We start from the raw sequence: 15494 nt of genomic DNA on the forward strand, positions 1-15494 counted from the left end.
CCTTCACAATCGTGGCTCGGCCCCAACCATCGGACCGCATGGACGCGCTCAGGCCGCTTTCTCCAACGGGCGCGCGCGCTCAACTCGTTCGCGCTCCTTGGGCGTGTTCATCACCTCCCAAAGATCGCTTCGCCGCTGCACGTTGAGCCAGAAGTCAGGGCTGGTGCCGAACACGCGGGCCAGGATCAGCGCTGTCGCCGCCGTCACGTTCCTGCGATTGCCGCATAGCTCGTTGACGTGCTTGCGCTGGACGCCCATCGCCTCGGCAAGCGCGCCCTGTGTCAGCCCCATCGGCTGCATGAACTCCTCGGTCAGTATCTCGCCGACGGTCGCCGGCTTGCGCTTGGTGGTCAGCATGTTCGCCTCACTTTCATCGGTAACTGTGGTCGTCCAGATAAATCCCGTCAGCCTCACCGCGCTCACCATCCCAGCGGAAGATCAACCGCCATTGCTGGTTGACGCGGATCGAATGCAGTCCTGCCAGATTGCCGCGCAGCTTCTCGAAGTGATTGCTGGGCGGCACGCGCAAGTCCTGATCGGTCACGGCGTCGTCAATCATCTGGAGCTTGCGGAACAAGCGGGCCTCAAGATCGGGCGGGATGTTGCGGGAACGAACATCATCCACAAAGAAGGCCCGAAGCCAGTCGTCCCGAAAGCCTACGATCACAGGTTCACTCCAACAATGGGCATATGTACCACACTATAACTCACATTGCAACGGAAACGGCTCAACTGTCCGGGCCAAACAATTCATCGAACAGGTCGCCAAACCATCGCTCGAACACCTCAATCTCGGCTTCCGTAACCGGAACAGGGTCGGGCCAGTCGTCGGTCACGGTCCATGTACTGAGGTCGTGTTTCGGCGGTCTGCCGGGGAACGGCCACGAATAGCCCAGCAATTCCTCAAGCTGCTCCGACGCCGTGGGCGGGCGTTTGACACGCCGGGACCGGGATGCCGCCTCCGGCTTGCTGTCCCTGCGATCAGAGGGCATCGGCATCGAACTCGCTGCGCGGCCTCCACCTGACGGGATCGGCGACCCAGTGATTGATGTCGGATTCCTTCCATCCCGCGCCGTTGGCGCTGATTTTGAGCTGGGGCGGGAACGTGCCCTCGGCGATCTTACGGTAGATGGTGGACCGGGACAGCCCGGTGCGGGCGAGAACGGTCTTCAAACGGACGATACGGTCTGGTTGGCGCATGGTCGTGCTGCCTCCTGCTGGTCGTTTTTGACGATTGCAGAGACCAGACAGAGCAACGAATTATCGTTGTGCAATAGATATTTAGTTGGCGTAGTAGTGTGGCGTAGAAGCGACGGTAAATAGGATGGTTCTACGGCCCGACTCTCCACCCATGCCGTATTCGATGCTATGGATGAACATGAGTTTTGCGCTGGGCGGCATCCTGATTCGAGCGGGATTTCCCGGCTGCGGTTGGCGAGGATGGATTCCAGTTGAGGATTTCTACGGATGCGCCAAAAGTGCGAGGCATGGCCCTCTCGGCGTTCCGGCCGTCATGTTGCACGTTTCGGGAGTTTTGCGAACTGAAGCGTGCTGGGCCAGAGCAGGTCAAGGGCAAGGAGCGTTTCGAGGGCTTCGCCCAGACGTTTGCCATTCGGCTTCAGCAGAGCAGCAGCTTCCTGAGCGAGATCCCCGACGATATTGCAGCATCACCGACAAAAGAAAACGATAGTCGATGTGACCTTTGATCCCTCCGATTTACACTTGAGGCAACGTATTTGGTCCTACGGGGTCAATCGTCGAGCAGGCCGCCGTCATTCAGGATTTCGGCGTTGGTCCCGAGAAAGTAGTGCCGGCGCTTTCCATCCTTCACGACGCTATACCCGACCGTGCACTGTACCGGCTCGATCTCACTGAGCGCCGGACGAACGATCTCCCGGAAGACAGCATGCGCCTGGCGGACATCGCCATCCTCATGAAGGACGATCCAGAACGGCATTTCCTTGTAGTGGGAATGCAACTCCCCGTTGGCATCCTTCCAGGCTCGGCCGGTCTCGCTGCGAACCTTCGCCAGAAGGTCGTCGTGGATCGGATTTATCCTCTTCCAGTCTATCTCTGTCCAATGCACGACTCGTCCTCCGCCTGCGGCCGCTTCTATTTCGCCGCTTCGGCGTCGCGGCGCAGGACCGTATCGGCGGTGATGTCGCCGCCCTTCTTCAGGATGCGGAACTCCGGCGTGGCGCTCTGCGAGAAGGTCAGCCGCAGCGTATAGGCATGGTCGCTTCCGCCTGAAAACGCCTGCCAGGTGAGGTTATAGCTCCCATTCGGAACAACGACGCTGTGCGGATCGAAGATGGCGCCGATTTGCAACGGGCCGGCGACGTAGAAGGGAACCTGCACCGCCCACAGCGCCTGCGGGTCCGGAACGGCGCCACGGGAGACCTCGACCTGTATCCGGCACTCGCCGTCATGATCCGGCACGCCGAAGGAAACGAGGCCGTCCGACCAGGCAAAGCCTTGCGCCACATGCTCGTCGGTCCACAGCAGGCCGATCCCCGCATGGCTTTCAGTCTGGACCAGCACCTGCGTGTATAAGATAGTCGCTGGGAAATCAGCCAGCATCATGCGTCATCTCCTTGCGGATCACGACCGGCGATCGTGTAGCGCCTGCCCATTTCAACGAGATAGTCGGACCGCTTTCCCTTGAAATAGTCTTCACGGGCATAGTCGTGGAAATCATACGCGAAGATGCCGGCCGAGCGAATGGCTTCCAGCGTCGGCTGGGGAGCGAAGATGACGAAGAACTCATGTTCGAGCGGCTGCCAGATATAGGTTCGCGCTGCCTCGAACGCGACCAGAACGCTTTCATAACCGAGGGCGAAGGACTGGCGTCCGGCTTCATCCAAGCTCAATCCCGCGAGGTGAAGTGGTTCCCGTTGATACTGGCAGCTCCAGAGTTCCGCCTGCTCGGCTCCCACCAGCCTGCCGACAGCGGCGATTTCGGCGGGAATTGCCAATTCGGGAAACGGTCGCGCCGCAAGACCGGCGGCGCGGATCGCCCTGGCGTCGAGCTCTGCCCCGTCGGGAATGAATCGTGCAAAGCTGTCCATTTCGTTTCCTTTCGTCAGCGTTCTCTCCTGCGTTCACTGACGATTTCCTCGGCCTGGAGCGGACCATCGCACAGCGACAGGCTCGTCCAGGAATGGTTCCGGTCAATGAGGCTCCGCCATTCGATGCCGAGGCGCAACGGGCCGTCCTGCGTCTGAAGATCGAGAATCGTACCCAGCCAGTCTCCCTCCTCGTGCCACAGCACACCCTCGTGGAGGGTCACATCTTCCGGGCGAAACGTAGCGGCCAGCCGGTAATCCATGGATTCGTCGCTGCGAAGCGCATCGTCGCAATGGAACAGCTCGAAGACGAAGCGCACCCGTCCGGCGTCATCCTGCGTGATCGCATCCACGCCCTTGTCGTCCAGATCGTAGGTGTCGATGAAATCTTGCAAAGAGGCGCTCAGCATCGTCCTGCCCGGTTGTTCACGCGATAATCTGGCGCCCGCATCATGCACAGCAGATCGTGAGGATGCATCCACCCGCTCCAGAGACGAGGCGACAGGATTCGAACCTGCGCGCGCCGTGAGAGTCCTGAAGGCCTCAAAGCCCGGAGCGGGCCTCTTTCGAAGCCGCCGCCCGCGATAAACCTCTCTGCCACGCCTCGTATGTGCCAATATAGCCATTTGCAGCAAAGATGTAACCGTCTGGCGGTTTGCCCGGCTTGGCGGGACCTTTATGCTTGCGTGACGATTCGATCTGCAATCCTCGGAGGCGATTCACTGCACGAAAATACCGGAACCGGCCCGATGATCGACTTGCGCAACGCCCGCGGCCTGCCGGGCTCCGTTCCCTATCTTGCGCTCGCCGGCCTGTTCGTGGCGTCGCAGTTCGCCTTGCCCCTGTACGAGTTTCTGCCGGCCGTTCCACTCGTGGCGTCGATGGCGCTGTTGGCGGTCGGGCTCTACTGGTTGATCGCCATGGCCTGCCTGCGCTCGGCCCCGCGCATCTGGCGTCCCGAAAGCACCTGGTATCGCGCCAACCTGAAGCCGTTCGCGGCGGACGAGCGGGATGCGTTGGCTTCCGCCATTCGCGATGAACTCGCGCCGCGCCTGCAACGCGAATTGATGATCATGGCCGCGACCGGCGCGGCTGTGGGCACGATGGATTTCAGCACGGTCGCCATCGTGCTGGCGGCCCTCTGCATGTGGCTGGCCGGATCGCTTCTCGGCCTTCGGCGAGGCGGTGAAAGGGACTGACCATGGACCGCCGCATGGATTACGAGACGCTTGACGACGCGCTCATCCCCCACCGCCACAGCGGCAAGCCGATCATGCGTATCGGCGTGCGGGCGCAGTTCTACTTCCCGAACGGCCCGGAGCCGCGGGTGCGGACCTCGGCAGTCGATGCGCTCGCCGCCTATGCAAGGCTCGCCGGCCCGCATGTCACGCGCATCCTGCCGAACGACTCGAAACGTCTTTCGGCTCTCGCCAAGGCGGATTTTCCGGAAAGGCAACGCAGGCAGGCGACCGAAGCCGAGGCGGTCAAGGCGTTCGGCATCACGATCTGCGAGGACCGGGAGATTCCTCTTTGGCATGGCGTGGCGCAACTGGTCGGAGACTACGCGCCGGACTGGCTGTCGTATTTCCATGCGGTGGTGCCCGCTTCGTTCATGAAGGAAGACCCGGACCGCTATGTCGCGGCGGTTGTGGAATGGGCCTCGATCGTGAAGCCAGATTACGGCTCGGCCGGCTTCGCCCTCATCGCGGAACCGGGGATGGAGCTTCAGTGGCCCGACGAAAGCTGGCCGATCCTATCGCGCTTCTGCGGGCTCGACTTTCCCGGCGCCTTCAACCTGAGCAGGAAGCCCGGCCGCATCCAGGCCGTGAACTGGCTGACCGTCCTCGGCGACGCCGCGCTCACCGCCATCGGCGGGCGCGAGCGGCTGGAGGCGCGCCTTGCGCGGGCATGGGTGGACATCGCGCCGGCCGCGCCCGGCTTTGCCCTTCACGATTTCGACGGCGGCGTCGTCATCCGCGCGGGGGGCTATCCGCAGATGGGCGATCTTCAGGAGGAAGGCGTCCCCGAAACCTATCATGCCGTCAGCGCCGCCTTGCGCCCGATCGTCTTCACCGGATATCGGGACCGGCCGGGCGACCTGATCAAGCTGCCCGCAAGGCTAGATCGTCACAGCGAAACGCTGAACTGGATCTTTCGCTTCGACAGGGACGGCCGCCCCGAACCAGCCGCGGAGCCGGCACCGGAGGCCACATGACCGGTTTCTTCAGGGTGATCGGCGGCTTCACCGTCGAGCATTGGCCGACGGCAATTCTCGGCGTGCCGATCCTGCCGATCGGCGTCTGGACGTAATACAAGACCTGAGGAAGACCCGATCCCAATGAACACGCTTTTCGCCATCAAAGGCTCCATTATTGCCGGCTTCGTCGTCGCGGCCCTCGGCCTGTTCAGCATGGGCATGCTGGGCGTCGGACTCTATTACGCCTGCTATCCGCTCCTTGCGCCCCTCTACGGAAATCTGAACGACTGGAGCGGCGATGATGTCTGGCCCGCGACGATCTGGGCCGGCATGCTATGGGCGATCTGGTTCCCTGTCGCCGGCCTTGTCGATCTCAGGTGGAAGCGGGCCGGACAATCGAGTGTCCTGCGCGTCCTCTCCTGGCTTGCCATCCTGTGGGTGGGGGCCAGCCTCGTCTGGCTCTACGTCGCATCGACAAGTTCATACATTCGCTTCCCGACATCGGGGGGCATGTGAAGGATTTGCAACGTGGAAACGGCAATGCCCGCATCCGCGCCACGGAATGAGACGAATGAAACCAGTGCTGTTTTTTCTTGTCATCCTCGCGCTTTTCCCGGCGTCCAGCGAAGCCGGGCCCGTCGACCTCGGCCTGATGTGCCGCGCCGATGCCAAATCGACGGTCCATTGGTCCAGCGCTATCGCCTATGGTGTCGAGGTGCCGCCGCCACAGGTTACGGGAACGCACCCGCTGGCCGAGGCCGATCTGTTCGGCCTCGACATTGACGATGCCGAGCGGCTTGGCCTTCTGACCTCGGATGCGAGCGGGGCGTTGCATCACCGGCGCTGTTCGACAGTGCTCTGCACCGTTGACGATGCGCGCAAGACGCTGGCCATCTGTGCCGACAAGGCAGGCTGCAAGATCGTCGGCGCGGTCCGGCTGCGGACCTTCTACCCACTCTATCTGGCCGACACGGAGGGCGAGCATGTCTGCGCTCAGCGTTGGAAGTGATTTGCGCAATATGGTCGGCCGGTTCGGCTAAGGGCGGGTCGCCTCGGAGAGCTTTCCTTGTTCGCGGAAATCCTAAAACCTCCACCAGATCGGCAGTCCCCAGAAAATCAGGCGGTTTCGTGTCGCAAGTGTTTGTCGCAGGTCGCGAACGACACGCGACACGATATGCGACAAGGGGGCGGTGGCTAACAGGACGGTTTTACAACCCGATGCCCCTTCCCCTGCCGAGGCCGTGACTGAGGGCGAGTTGCCGACCGAGCCTCATGCCTGAGTCGAAATCCATGTCGATGCCGAGTTGCTTCTTGCGACCTTCGAGCAGGGATTCCATCTGGGGATCGCGCTCAAGGCTCATTGCCATGTTGCCCATCTCGGCGCGGGCGGCCTTGTAGCCGGAATAGTTGCCCGCCGCATATTGGCGGTCGCCGGTCTGCCTGAGGTCGCGAAAACGTTCCACGAAGCGGTCGGCGCGCAGATCGGGGTTCTGGCGCATTTCGGTTTCCAGTTGCAGGGCGCGTCTGGCGGGCAAGGCGCGGTCGGCATCACCTGAAGCGACATCGGCGGCGAATCCGGGATTCCGTTTATAGACGGCCTCGGCGTCGCGGGAGCCATGAGGGCGCATATCGTCAAATCCGGCGCGGGCCTCATGCAGTTCCTGCACCTGCTCGGGCGTCGCCGAGATACCCCGGTCCTGCGCCTTGAAGACCGCATCCACGGCACGGGCATGACGGACAAAGGCCCGGCCACGGGCGCGGCGCAACGCGGCCTCGGGGTCTTCCCCGATCTGCCGCTCCACCACCGGCTTTCCGGTCCTTTCCCTTTCCGGTCGTCTCACACCATCAGCGCCAGGCGCGGCGTCACCGGGCTGGCGCAGACCGTCCAGCATCCCATCGACAGCATCGCGCAGCCGCTCCGGCATCAGCCTGCGCATGATCTGGGCGACACGGGCGCGGAAGGTGATGCCGCGCCGTTCGGCATAGTCCTGGGCCGGGTCGATCTGTTCGTAATCCGTCGCCATGTCTTTGGCCCGGTCACGCGACAGGGTGTTGATGAGTTTATCCTGACTGGTGAAGTCGTCGCGGCCATAGTGCAGGTCCATGCCGTCGCGGTGGCGCGACAGGGCGACATAGCTGCCATGGGCGTCCATGCCCGGTGTCGCCAGAACATGGGTGCGATCTACCGTCATGCCCTGCGCCTTATGGATTGTCGCAGCGTAACCATGGTCGATGCGGTCGTAGTCTTTCAGATCAAAAGAGATGCCGCGTCCGTCATCGGTCTGCACGGTCATGCTCTCCGAGCTGACCTGTTCGATGGTGCCGAGCGTGCCGTTCTTGACGCCAAGGCCGCGCTCGTTTTGCAGAAACATGACGCGATCCCCGCTGGCAAAATTCCGGTCGCCGCGCTCGACGGTCACGCGCACATCCTCGCCCAGATCACCCGCCGTCCGCATACGGTCACGGGCCGCCTCGTTGAGTTCGCGCACCTCGGCGTTGGTGTGGGTGAGAATGATGCGGCTCGCGTCCGGCGATGCCTGCCGGTCGCGGCCCCAGCGGTCGATCAGATCGCCGCGCGCCTGCTCGCGGGTCTCGGCGGCATGCATCATGCCGTGACGGTCATAGGCGGCGATGGCATTGCCGGTCCTGCCGGTCGCCAGATCGCGAGTCGCGTCCCGCTGCCAGTCCTCGCGCTGGCGGCGCACCTCGCCGATTTCCGCACCGCCATGACGTTCATGGATCGAACGGAACGCGGCGCCCGCCTCAATGGATTGCAACTGCTGCGGATCGCCGACCAGCACCACCTTGGCACCGGCTTCCGCCGCATGGGAAAGCACGCGCTCCAATTGCCGCGTGCCGACCATGCCCGCCTCGTCGATGACCAGCACATCGCGGGACGTCAGCATGTCGTGGCCCTGTCCCCAGCCATGTTCCATGCTGGCGATGGTGCGGGACGCAATGCCCGATCCGCCTTCAAGGTTTTCAGCCGCGATGCCTGACAGGGCAACACCGCAAACCTCAAAGCCTGCCGCCTCCCATGCCTCGCGGGCGACGCCGAGCATGGCGCTCTTTCCCGTCCCGGCATAGCCGACGACGATGCCAAGATCGCGCCCGTCCGTGACATGCGCCAGCGCGTCGGCCTGCTCGCCGGAAAGAACAAGGCCGCGTTGTTCAGCGCGCGCCAATGCCATGTCGCGATGCGTATCGTTCACCTCGTGACGTTCCTTCACGGCCATCATCTCGGCAGCACGGTGAAGGCGCTGTTCCGCCTCGATCATGTTGCGGGTGGTGAAGCGATCCTCGCCGCGCCCGTCCTGCCCGAGTTCGACCAGATCGGGCGAGCCGCGCATTGCGCCCATGACCTCGTTGAACTGCTCGATCCCGTCGCTGTGCCGGTGCGCGAACTTCGCCATGTCGCGCCGCGTGAAGGTCGATTGCTGCTGTGTGATCGCGTCCAGCGCTACCGATGGATCGGCGATGATCCGCGCGCCGTTGTTGCGGGCGATCTCACGGTGCATGTCGGCGCGGTCGGCGGCCTCAATGCCTTCGCCCTCGATGCGTTGCGCGGGTGCCCCGATCTGGCTTTGCGGCTCAAGCCCGATGCCCTGGGCCTCAAGGCTGCGATGGTCAATGCGGGCGTCAATGTCGAGTTCGGCAAGGCGCTCGTTGACATGTTCGGCCCAGCGTTCGCGCCAGCGCTCCACCATCTCCGTGCGGTTCCAGTCCCGCACTTTTGGGCCGAAACCGTTCTCGTCCACGCTGCGCATGGTCAGCATGACATGGGCATGAGGTTTGGGGCTTCCGTCCTCGGCCATGTCCCAATGCACGTTCACATCGGCGATCATGCCCTGATCGACAAATTCGGCTTGGGCGAAATCGCGGGCAAGTTCGATGCCTTGCGCCTGTGTCATCTCGCGCGGAATGGCGAACTCCACCTCGCGGGCGAGCTGGGCGTCCTTGCGTACCTCGAACGCCTCGACATCGTTCCAGAGCCGTTCGCGGTCGCCAAGATGCTCCGGTGCTCCTTCCGGCAACATGATCTCGGAATGGACGACGCCGCGCTTGTTGGAAAAGTCCTGCACGCGGTCGATACGCTCGTCGCGCATCCGCGAGGCCGAGCGGTAGGCGGCGGACGCCACCGCGCTCGACCCGGCCTTGCGGCCAATGACCTTGACGTGAAGATGATAGATCGCCATCGCGATCAAGCATTGGCACGGCCAAGCGCACGTCGGAACGACGTATAAGCGCGCCCTCCCTCGAAAAAATCTCGGGATGGACCGGGCCGTGCCACACCGTCCCGGCAACATAGAAGCAATCCGCAACGCGCTCAACTATTATCGCTGCATCAACAGCTTATGGAGGACGCAATGCGCAAGCCGCGGGACTTTGATGCGGAATTGAAGGCCCTGGAAGACAAGGCGCGTGAACTGAAACAGCGCAAGGTTCAGCAGCTTGGCGAACTGGTCATCGCCGCCGGGGCGGACGGCCTCACCGCCGACGAACTGGCTGGGGCGCTGGTCGTGCTGGCCGAAACGACCGATGCCGGAAAGAGGGAGGCATGGGCGAAGCGCGGCGCGGCATTCTTTCAAGGGCGGTCGCGGCGATCTGCGTCAGCGTCTGACCGCAACACTGACGGCGCTCAATCGCAACCGGGCAGCGCGCAACCGGCATCAGGCGGCACGGGCGCGCAATGACATGCGAACATGGCAGGTCGAACGCCGCAAGCGCACCCGGCATCTCATCGAACTGGGCGGTCTCATTTTCAAAGCGGGCATCGTGGACCTGACCGGCGACGACCGCGCGACCATTCTTGGCGCGCTCATCTGGATGGCCGACAAGCTCCGAAGCGATGAGCGCGACAAAGCAATCGCGCTCTGGGCCGAAAAGGGAAAGAGCGCGTTCGAGGCGGAACACTCAGCAGGCGCACACAACAAGCCACAGCCACAGCTGGATGGGGCGTGACCGATGGCGGGCGGCGCGGAGACCCGTTCGGCCCGCTCGATATTTTGACTCTGGCCCTCCTACTGAGGCTCCCGGAGAACGGCCCGGTCAATATCGCCCAGCTTCATTGACACACGATCCTACTCTGGCACATCAATGCCGTCGGGGGGTGGTTACATTATCAACGCCCCGTCAATCCTTGGCCTGTCTTGCAAGATCGGGGCATGCCGAGTGAGGCTACTACTTCAGGAAGGCGCGGAACCTCTGCAGCGCCAGCCAGAACAGCGCCGTTCCGATCACCGCCAGCGCGAGGAACTGCGGCCAGACGACATCGAATCCGGCACCGCGGAACAGGATGGCCTGCGACAGGATGATGAAATGCGTGTTAGGTGCGGCCAACATGATGATCTGGATGATTTCAGGCATGGATTCGCGCGGCGTCATGGCGCCTGACAGCACCTGTAACGGCAGCAGCACGAGCATCATCAGCAGCGCGAACTGAGGCATGGTCCCGGCCACGGTGGCCATGAATATCCCCAGCGAGGTCATCGCGAACATCATCAGAACCGCTCCGCCCAGGAACAGCGGCACCGAGCCCTGCACCGGCACCGCCATCAGCGTCTGAACCACGACTATCAGGGAGAAGGCCGAACCGAGCAGAACGACAAAACCCATCGACCAGATCTTGGACAGCATGATCTCGGTCGCAGTCACCGGCATGACCAGCAGATGCTCGACCGTGCCGTGTTCCTTTTCCCGGATCAGCGCCGCGCCGGTCAGGATCAGCGACAGCATGGTGATCGACTGGATCACGCTGGAAATCGCTCCGAACCAGCTGGGATCGAGCGCGGGGTTGTAGCGGGCGCGCAGGGCCAACCCAACCGGCAGGACGGCCTCTGCCCGATGCCCCGCCACATATTCCGAAACCTCGCTGGAAACGATCTGGCTGACGTAGCCGCCCCCGGTAAAAGCCTGGCTCATCCGGGTAGCATCGACGCTGAGCTGGATTTCCGGTGACTTGCCGGCCAGCACGTCGCGTTCGAAGTCCGGGGGGATATCCAGTGCGAAAGTATCAAGGCCGGCATCCATTCGCCTGTCGACTTCGGCAGCCGTGATCAGGTTCGGGGGAACGAAATACGGCGGATAGAAGGCCGAAGTGATCCGCGAGGACAGCTGCGACTGATCCTCGTCAACGATCGAGATCGCCGCCTTGCTCAACGCGTCGGGTCGGGAGTTGGCCGACGTCCATACCGAAAGACTGAAGGAATAGGCAATCAGGATCAGCATGATCCAGTCCCGAGCAAGGCCGCGCAGTTCCTTGGTTCCGAGGTTCCAGACGTTCTTCAGATCCATGACCTTATCCCGCCTGCTTTTTCAAGAAAGTCGCGGCCAGGGCGAGGATCACGGGAACAGCAAGCCCCATCGCCAGCATCGGCTCGAGCATTTCACCGAAGCCGAAGGCTTTGGAAAAGGCGCCCCGCGCCGCAGTGACGAACCAGGTCGTCGGGTAGATCTCGCCAATTACTCGTCCGAACCCTTGCAGTGACGAAACCGGATCAACCAACCCTGAATAGGACACGGCCGGAATCATGGTCAGCAGCGCGGTGGCGAACAGTGCCGCGACCTGGCTGGAGATGAAGACCGACACCAGAAAGCCAAGCGCCGTCGATGCCGTCACATAGATCAGCGCGGCAACTGTCAGACCAGCGAAACTGCCGGTGAACGGCACGCCAAAGAAGAACACGGCCAATGCCATCATCAGGAAGAAGTTGACCATGGCAAGGCCAACATAGGGCAGTTGCTTTCCCAGCAGGAATTCCAGCCGCGTGACCGGCGTGACATAGAAATTGATGATCGAGCCCAATTCTTTCTCCCGCGCCACCGAAAGGGTGGTCAGGATCGCCGGAATCATCAACAGCAGCATTGGAATCACCGCCGGCGCCATGGCGACGATGCTTTTCACGTCCGGATTATAACGATAGCGGATGACCAGCTGAAAGTCCCCATTCGAGGCTCTGTCTCCGTAGGCCTCGCGCATCTTGCGCGTGATCCAGTCGCCATGCATGCCTTGGATATAGCCTTGGACCGTATTGGCGAGGGACGGGTTTGCTCCATCAAACCAGGCGCCAATCTCGACGCTACGGCCACGCGCGACATCGGCGGCGAAACCGGGAGGGATCTCGATGGCAAGGCTGATTTCTCCCGCACGCATCCTTGCGTCGATATCCTCATAGCTTGTCAGCGGCGCCTTTTCGATGAAGTAGCGCGATCCGGCAATGTCCTGGACATAGTCGCGGCTTGCGGTGGTCTGGTCGTGGTCGAGGACTGCGAAGGTGAGATCCTCGACATCCATGTTGATGCCTAAACCGATGACGATCATCAGAAGCACCGAGCCGATCAAGGCCATGGCCAGCCGGATAGGATCGCGCTGCAACTGCAGGCTTTCAAGCTTCGAATAGCTGATCAGGCGGCGAAGGCTGTAGCCGCCGGTTTCGTTGCGACGGGCCGGCGCTGCTCCGGCCAAGGCCGACACGGCCGCGGGCTCCGTCGTAGGTTCAGGCGCAGTGGCGGTTTCATCGATCGCCTCTTGCAGATAGGCGACAAAGGCGTCCTCCAGCGTCGCGAAGCCTTTGGATTTCGTGATCGCCTCTGCCGTGTCGCTGACCAGCACCTTGCCCGCATGCATCAGGCTGATGCGATCGCACCATTCTGCCTCGTTCATGAAATGGGTCGAGACGAAGATGGTGACGCCATCCTTACGCGACAGTTCCGCCAGAATACGCCAGAAGCCGTTCCGAGCCACAGGATCGACCCCTGAAGTCGGCTCATCAAGGATCAGTATTTCGGGGCCGTGGATCATCGCCACCGCCAGCGACAGCCGCTGGCGGATGCCCAGCGGCAGCGCCTCGGGAAGTGCGTCGGCTACATCCGCCAGATCGAAGCGGGTGATCATCTCCTGAATGCGGGCGGGGATCTTTTCCGGATCCATCGCGAAAAGCTTCGCGTGCAGTTCCAGGTTATGAAACACCGTCAGCTCGGAGTAGAGCGAAAACGCCTGGGACATGAAGCCGACACGGCGGCGCACCGTCATGTCGCGCGCATCGACTTCGTGCCCGAAGAGCTTTGCCGTCCCCTCGGTCGGCTCCAGAAGCCCGGTCAGCATCTTCATCGTCGTGGTCTTGCCGCACCCATTCGAGCCGAGGAAGCCGAATATCTCGCCCTTGGCGATGCGGAAGCTGACATTGTCGACGGCAGTGAAATCACCAAACCGCTGGGTCAACTCCTCGGCCTCGATGGCGATCTCGTTGTCGCCGCCTTCGCGCGGCGGGATCACAACGGTGGTGTCTTTACCACGGTCTTCCTCGGGCAAAAGCGCGATGAAGGCGGCATCCAGATCCACCGCACCAGTCCGGCTCAGCAGTTCTTCGGTGGTGCCGGTCGCCAGCACCTTGCCCGCATTCATCGCCACCAGCCAGTCGAAACGCGCGGCCTCCTCCATATAGGCGGTGGCGGTGATCACGCTCATACCGGGGCGGTCCTTGCGGATCCGGTCGATCAGATCCCAGAACTGACGGCGTGAGAGAGGATCGACACCGGTGGTCGGCTCATCGAGGATCAGGAAATCCGGGTCATGGATCAGCGCGCAGCACAACCCCAGCTTCTGTTTCATGCCGCCCGAGAGCTTTGCCGCCGGACGGTCGCGAAACGGCGACATGCCGGTGGCGGCCAGCAGGTCGGTGATGCGCCGTTCGCGTTCGGCCTTGTCATGGCCGAAAAGGCTACCGAAGAAGTCGAGGTTCTCTTCGACCGACAACGTGGGATAGAGGTTCTTGCCCAAGCCCTGCGGCATATAGGCGATGCGCGGGCAGACCCGCCCTCGATGGCCGGCCTCGCGCATGTCGCCACCTAGGACCTCGACTCGACCCTCTTGGATGACGCGTGCTCCGGCCAGCAGCGACAGCAGGCTGGACTTGCCGACCCCGTCCGGTCCGATCAGTCCGACCATCCTGCCAGCGGGAACGTCCAGCGTTACATCGTTCAGCGCGGTAACCTTGCCGTAACGCAGCGTCAGGGCGGCAACCGTCGCTACGGGCAGATGTTCCGCCCCGGTCATTTCACGACATTGGCAAGTGTGGCTGGCCAGTCGACCGAAGGATCAAGCCGCAGATAGGCCATGCCCGGCAGACCGGTCTTGACGTATTCGATATAGCGGACAAGCAGTTCCGGGTCGATCCGCGCACGGATGCGGAACATCAGCTTTTCGCGTTCGTCGGCGGTTTCGACCGTCTTGGGGGTGAACTGCGCCACGTCTGCCACATAGCTGACCGTCGCAGGGATCACATAGTCGGGGGCGGCATCCATGACCAGCCGCACTTCGGATCCGACCTGCACCCGCCCGGCCTGCGAGGTGGGCAGGAAGATCGTCATGTAGACGTCGCCCAGATCGACAAGGCTGAGGATACGGCCACCCGAGGCGACGATCTCACCTTCTTCTGCGACGCGGTACTGGATGCGGCCGTCGCGGGGCGAAACCAGCGTCGCGTCGTTGATCGAGGCCGTGATCGAATCGATCGACGCCTGTGCGGCCTCGACCGCAGCCTGGGCGTCCACCACCTGCGCCTGTGCGGAATTGATGCCGGCCTGGGCGGCGGCATCCGAGGCCTCGGCCGAGGCGACACCCGCCTTTGCCTGGCGATCCTGCGCCCGGTCGTCGTCAACCACCTGCTGGGAAGTCGTGTTCGACAGAAGAAGCCGTTCCGAGCGCGCCAGCTTCCGCGCCGCCGCATCCGCCACCGCTTCCGCCTGATCGACTCTGGCTACTGAAGCACGCTTTTCCGCTTCTGCCTTTGCGACCAGGACCTTCGCGGTCTCGACCGCGATTTCAGCCCGGCGCAGCTGTGCCTCGGCCTGCCGTCTCTGGGCGTTGAGCTGGACGATATCCATTTGCACCAGAACAGCGCCAGCCTTGACGAAGTCTCCTTCGGCAGCCGTGATGTCGGCGATGCGTCCCCCAGTCAGGGCCGCGATGTCGATCTCGGTTGCCTCGATCCGCCCGTTCGCACTGACGATGCCGTCGGGCAAGGCCGGTGCCTGCAGTCTGTCCCAAGCAAAATAGGCCGCGACGACCGCGGCCACCAGAATGACCGGGATGAGATACTTCGATCTTTTCTTCACGAACTGGTCCTCAAGTACGGCAATTTATGGCCTCACGTCGCGTTTGAGGGTACCGGGGCAAACTATCTAGCGCAAGCACGCCTCGACGATTGTCTTTGGCAAGGTAGCGGAGTCTT

General features: G+C 62.6%; 18 protein-coding genes and 1 tRNA gene. 6 read left to right on the top strand and 13 right to left on the bottom strand.

The window, feature by feature from the left end:
• Positions 1 to 48: 48 nt before the first annotated feature.
• The 9 genes from M9945_RS07770 to M9945_RS07810 all read right to left on the bottom strand — a co-directional run bounded on the left by M9945_RS07770 (position 49) and on the right by M9945_RS07810 (position 3672).
• Positions 49 to 357, bottom strand: coding sequence for a HigA family addiction module antitoxin (locus M9945_RS07770; protein ID WP_073063161.1), 309 nt, complete (start codon positions 355 to 357; stop codon positions 49 to 51).
• Between the two features lie 13 nt (positions 358 to 370).
• Entirely contained in the window at positions 371 to 667 is a 297-nt protein-coding gene (locus M9945_RS07775) for a type II toxin-antitoxin system RelE/ParE family toxin (protein WP_073063163.1), read from the bottom strand.
• A gap of 61 nt (positions 668 to 728) precedes the next feature.
• Positions 729 to 899 (bottom strand): hypothetical protein, encoded by a 171-nt coding sequence (locus M9945_RS07780; protein WP_159435556.1) that lies wholly within the window; start codon positions 897 to 899, stop codon positions 729 to 731.
• A gap of 82 nt (positions 900 to 981) precedes the next feature.
• Positions 982 to 1200 carry an AlpA family transcriptional regulator gene (locus M9945_RS07785; protein ID WP_073063168.1) on the bottom strand — a complete coding sequence of 73 codons (219 nt, stop codon included), beginning with the start codon at positions 1198 to 1200 and terminating at the stop codon, positions 982 to 984.
• Positions 1201 to 1750: 550 nt separating this feature from the next.
• Complete coding sequence (locus M9945_RS07790; protein WP_073063189.1) at positions 1751 to 2086, bottom strand: hypothetical protein; 336 nt, start codon at positions 2084 to 2086, stop codon at positions 1751 to 1753.
• A gap of 26 nt (positions 2087 to 2112) precedes the next feature.
• Positions 2113 to 2583 (bottom strand): competence protein ComJ, encoded by a 471-nt coding sequence (gene comJ / locus M9945_RS07795; protein WP_073063192.1) that lies wholly within the window; start codon positions 2581 to 2583, stop codon positions 2113 to 2115.
• Positions 2580 to 3068, bottom strand: coding sequence for a hypothetical protein (locus M9945_RS07800; protein ID WP_073063195.1), 489 nt, complete (start codon positions 3066 to 3068; stop codon positions 2580 to 2582). Before M9945_RS07800 ends, comJ begins: the two co-directional genes overlap by 4 nt.
• 14 nt (positions 3069 to 3082) lie before the next feature.
• Positions 3083 to 3475 (bottom strand): hypothetical protein, encoded by a 393-nt coding sequence (locus M9945_RS07805; RefSeq protein ID WP_073063199.1) that lies wholly within the window; start codon positions 3473 to 3475, stop codon positions 3083 to 3085.
• A gap of 83 nt (positions 3476 to 3558) precedes the next feature.
• Positions 3559 to 3672: transfer RNA gene (locus M9945_RS07810), tRNA-OTHER, on the bottom strand.
• A 142-nt stretch (positions 3673 to 3814) separates the two neighbouring features.
• On the opposite strand from M9945_RS07810, the gene M9945_RS07815 reads away from it, so the two are divergent.
• The 4 genes from M9945_RS07815 to M9945_RS07830 all read left to right on the top strand — a co-directional run bounded on the left by M9945_RS07815 (position 3815) and on the right by M9945_RS07830 (position 6271).
• A complete protein-coding gene (locus tag M9945_RS07815) occupies positions 3815 to 4264 on the top strand; it encodes a hypothetical protein (RefSeq protein ID WP_367944067.1) in 450 nt (149 codons plus the stop codon).
• Between the two features lie 2 nt (positions 4265 to 4266).
• Positions 4267 to 5280 (top strand): type VI immunity family protein, encoded by a 1014-nt coding sequence (locus M9945_RS07820; RefSeq protein WP_367944068.1) that lies wholly within the window; start codon positions 4267 to 4269, stop codon positions 5278 to 5280.
• Between the two features lie 123 nt (positions 5281 to 5403).
• On the top strand, positions 5404 to 5778 hold the full coding sequence (locus tag M9945_RS07825; protein WP_073063209.1) for a hypothetical protein: 375 nt from the start codon (positions 5404 to 5406) through the stop codon (positions 5776 to 5778).
• Positions 5779 to 5833: 55 nt separating this feature from the next.
• Entirely contained in the window at positions 5834 to 6271 is a 438-nt protein-coding gene (locus M9945_RS07830) for a hypothetical protein (protein WP_073063212.1), read from the top strand.
• A gap of 199 nt (positions 6272 to 6470) precedes the next feature.
• Here the strand turns inward: M9945_RS07830 and traA are convergent, their stop codons facing one another.
• A complete protein-coding gene (traA, locus tag M9945_RS07835) occupies positions 6471 to 9458 on the bottom strand; it encodes a Ti-type conjugative transfer relaxase TraA (protein WP_073063700.1) in 2988 nt (995 codons plus the stop codon).
• A 171-nt stretch (positions 9459 to 9629) separates the two neighbouring features.
• Here traA and M9945_RS07840 point away from each other — a divergent pair, with 171 nt between their 5' ends.
• Both M9945_RS07840 and M9945_RS07845 read left to right on the top strand, forming a co-directional pair.
• Positions 9630 to 9956 carry a conjugal transfer protein TraD gene (locus M9945_RS07840; RefSeq protein WP_234951985.1) on the top strand — a complete coding sequence of 109 codons (327 nt, stop codon included), beginning with the start codon at positions 9630 to 9632 and terminating at the stop codon, positions 9954 to 9956.
• A 1-nt stretch (position 9957) separates the two neighbouring features.
• Positions 9958 to 10224: a conjugal transfer protein TraD gene (locus M9945_RS07845; RefSeq protein ID WP_073063218.1), complete on the top strand. Its 267-nt coding sequence runs from the start codon at positions 9958 to 9960 to the stop codon at positions 10222 to 10224.
• Positions 10225 to 10443: 219 nt separating this feature from the next.
• Here M9945_RS07845 and M9945_RS07850 read toward each other — a convergent pair whose 3' ends face one another.
• Genes M9945_RS07850 through M9945_RS07860 form a run of 3 tightly spaced genes read right to left on the bottom strand, consistent with a single transcriptional unit; the run spans position 10444 to position 15378 of the window.
• Positions 10444 to 11556, bottom strand: a complete 1113-nt coding sequence (locus M9945_RS07850) for an ABC transporter permease (protein WP_367944069.1) — start codon at positions 11554 to 11556, stop codon at positions 10444 to 10446.
• A gap of 4 nt (positions 11557 to 11560) precedes the next feature.
• Positions 11561 to 14317: a ribosome-associated ATPase/putative transporter RbbA gene (gene rbbA, locus M9945_RS07855; RefSeq protein ID WP_367944070.1), complete on the bottom strand. Its 2757-nt coding sequence runs from the start codon at positions 14315 to 14317 to the stop codon at positions 11561 to 11563.
• Entirely contained in the window at positions 14314 to 15378 is a 1065-nt protein-coding gene (locus tag M9945_RS07860; RefSeq protein ID WP_367944071.1) for an HlyD family secretion protein, read from the bottom strand. The genes rbbA and M9945_RS07860 overlap by 4 nt, the downstream gene beginning before the upstream one ends.
• Positions 15379 to 15494: the final 116 nt, after the last annotated feature.

It is taken from the genome of Aquamicrobium sp. (assembly GCF_023954335.1).
GTDB lineage: Bacteria > Pseudomonadota > Alphaproteobacteria > Rhizobiales > Rhizobiaceae > Aerobium.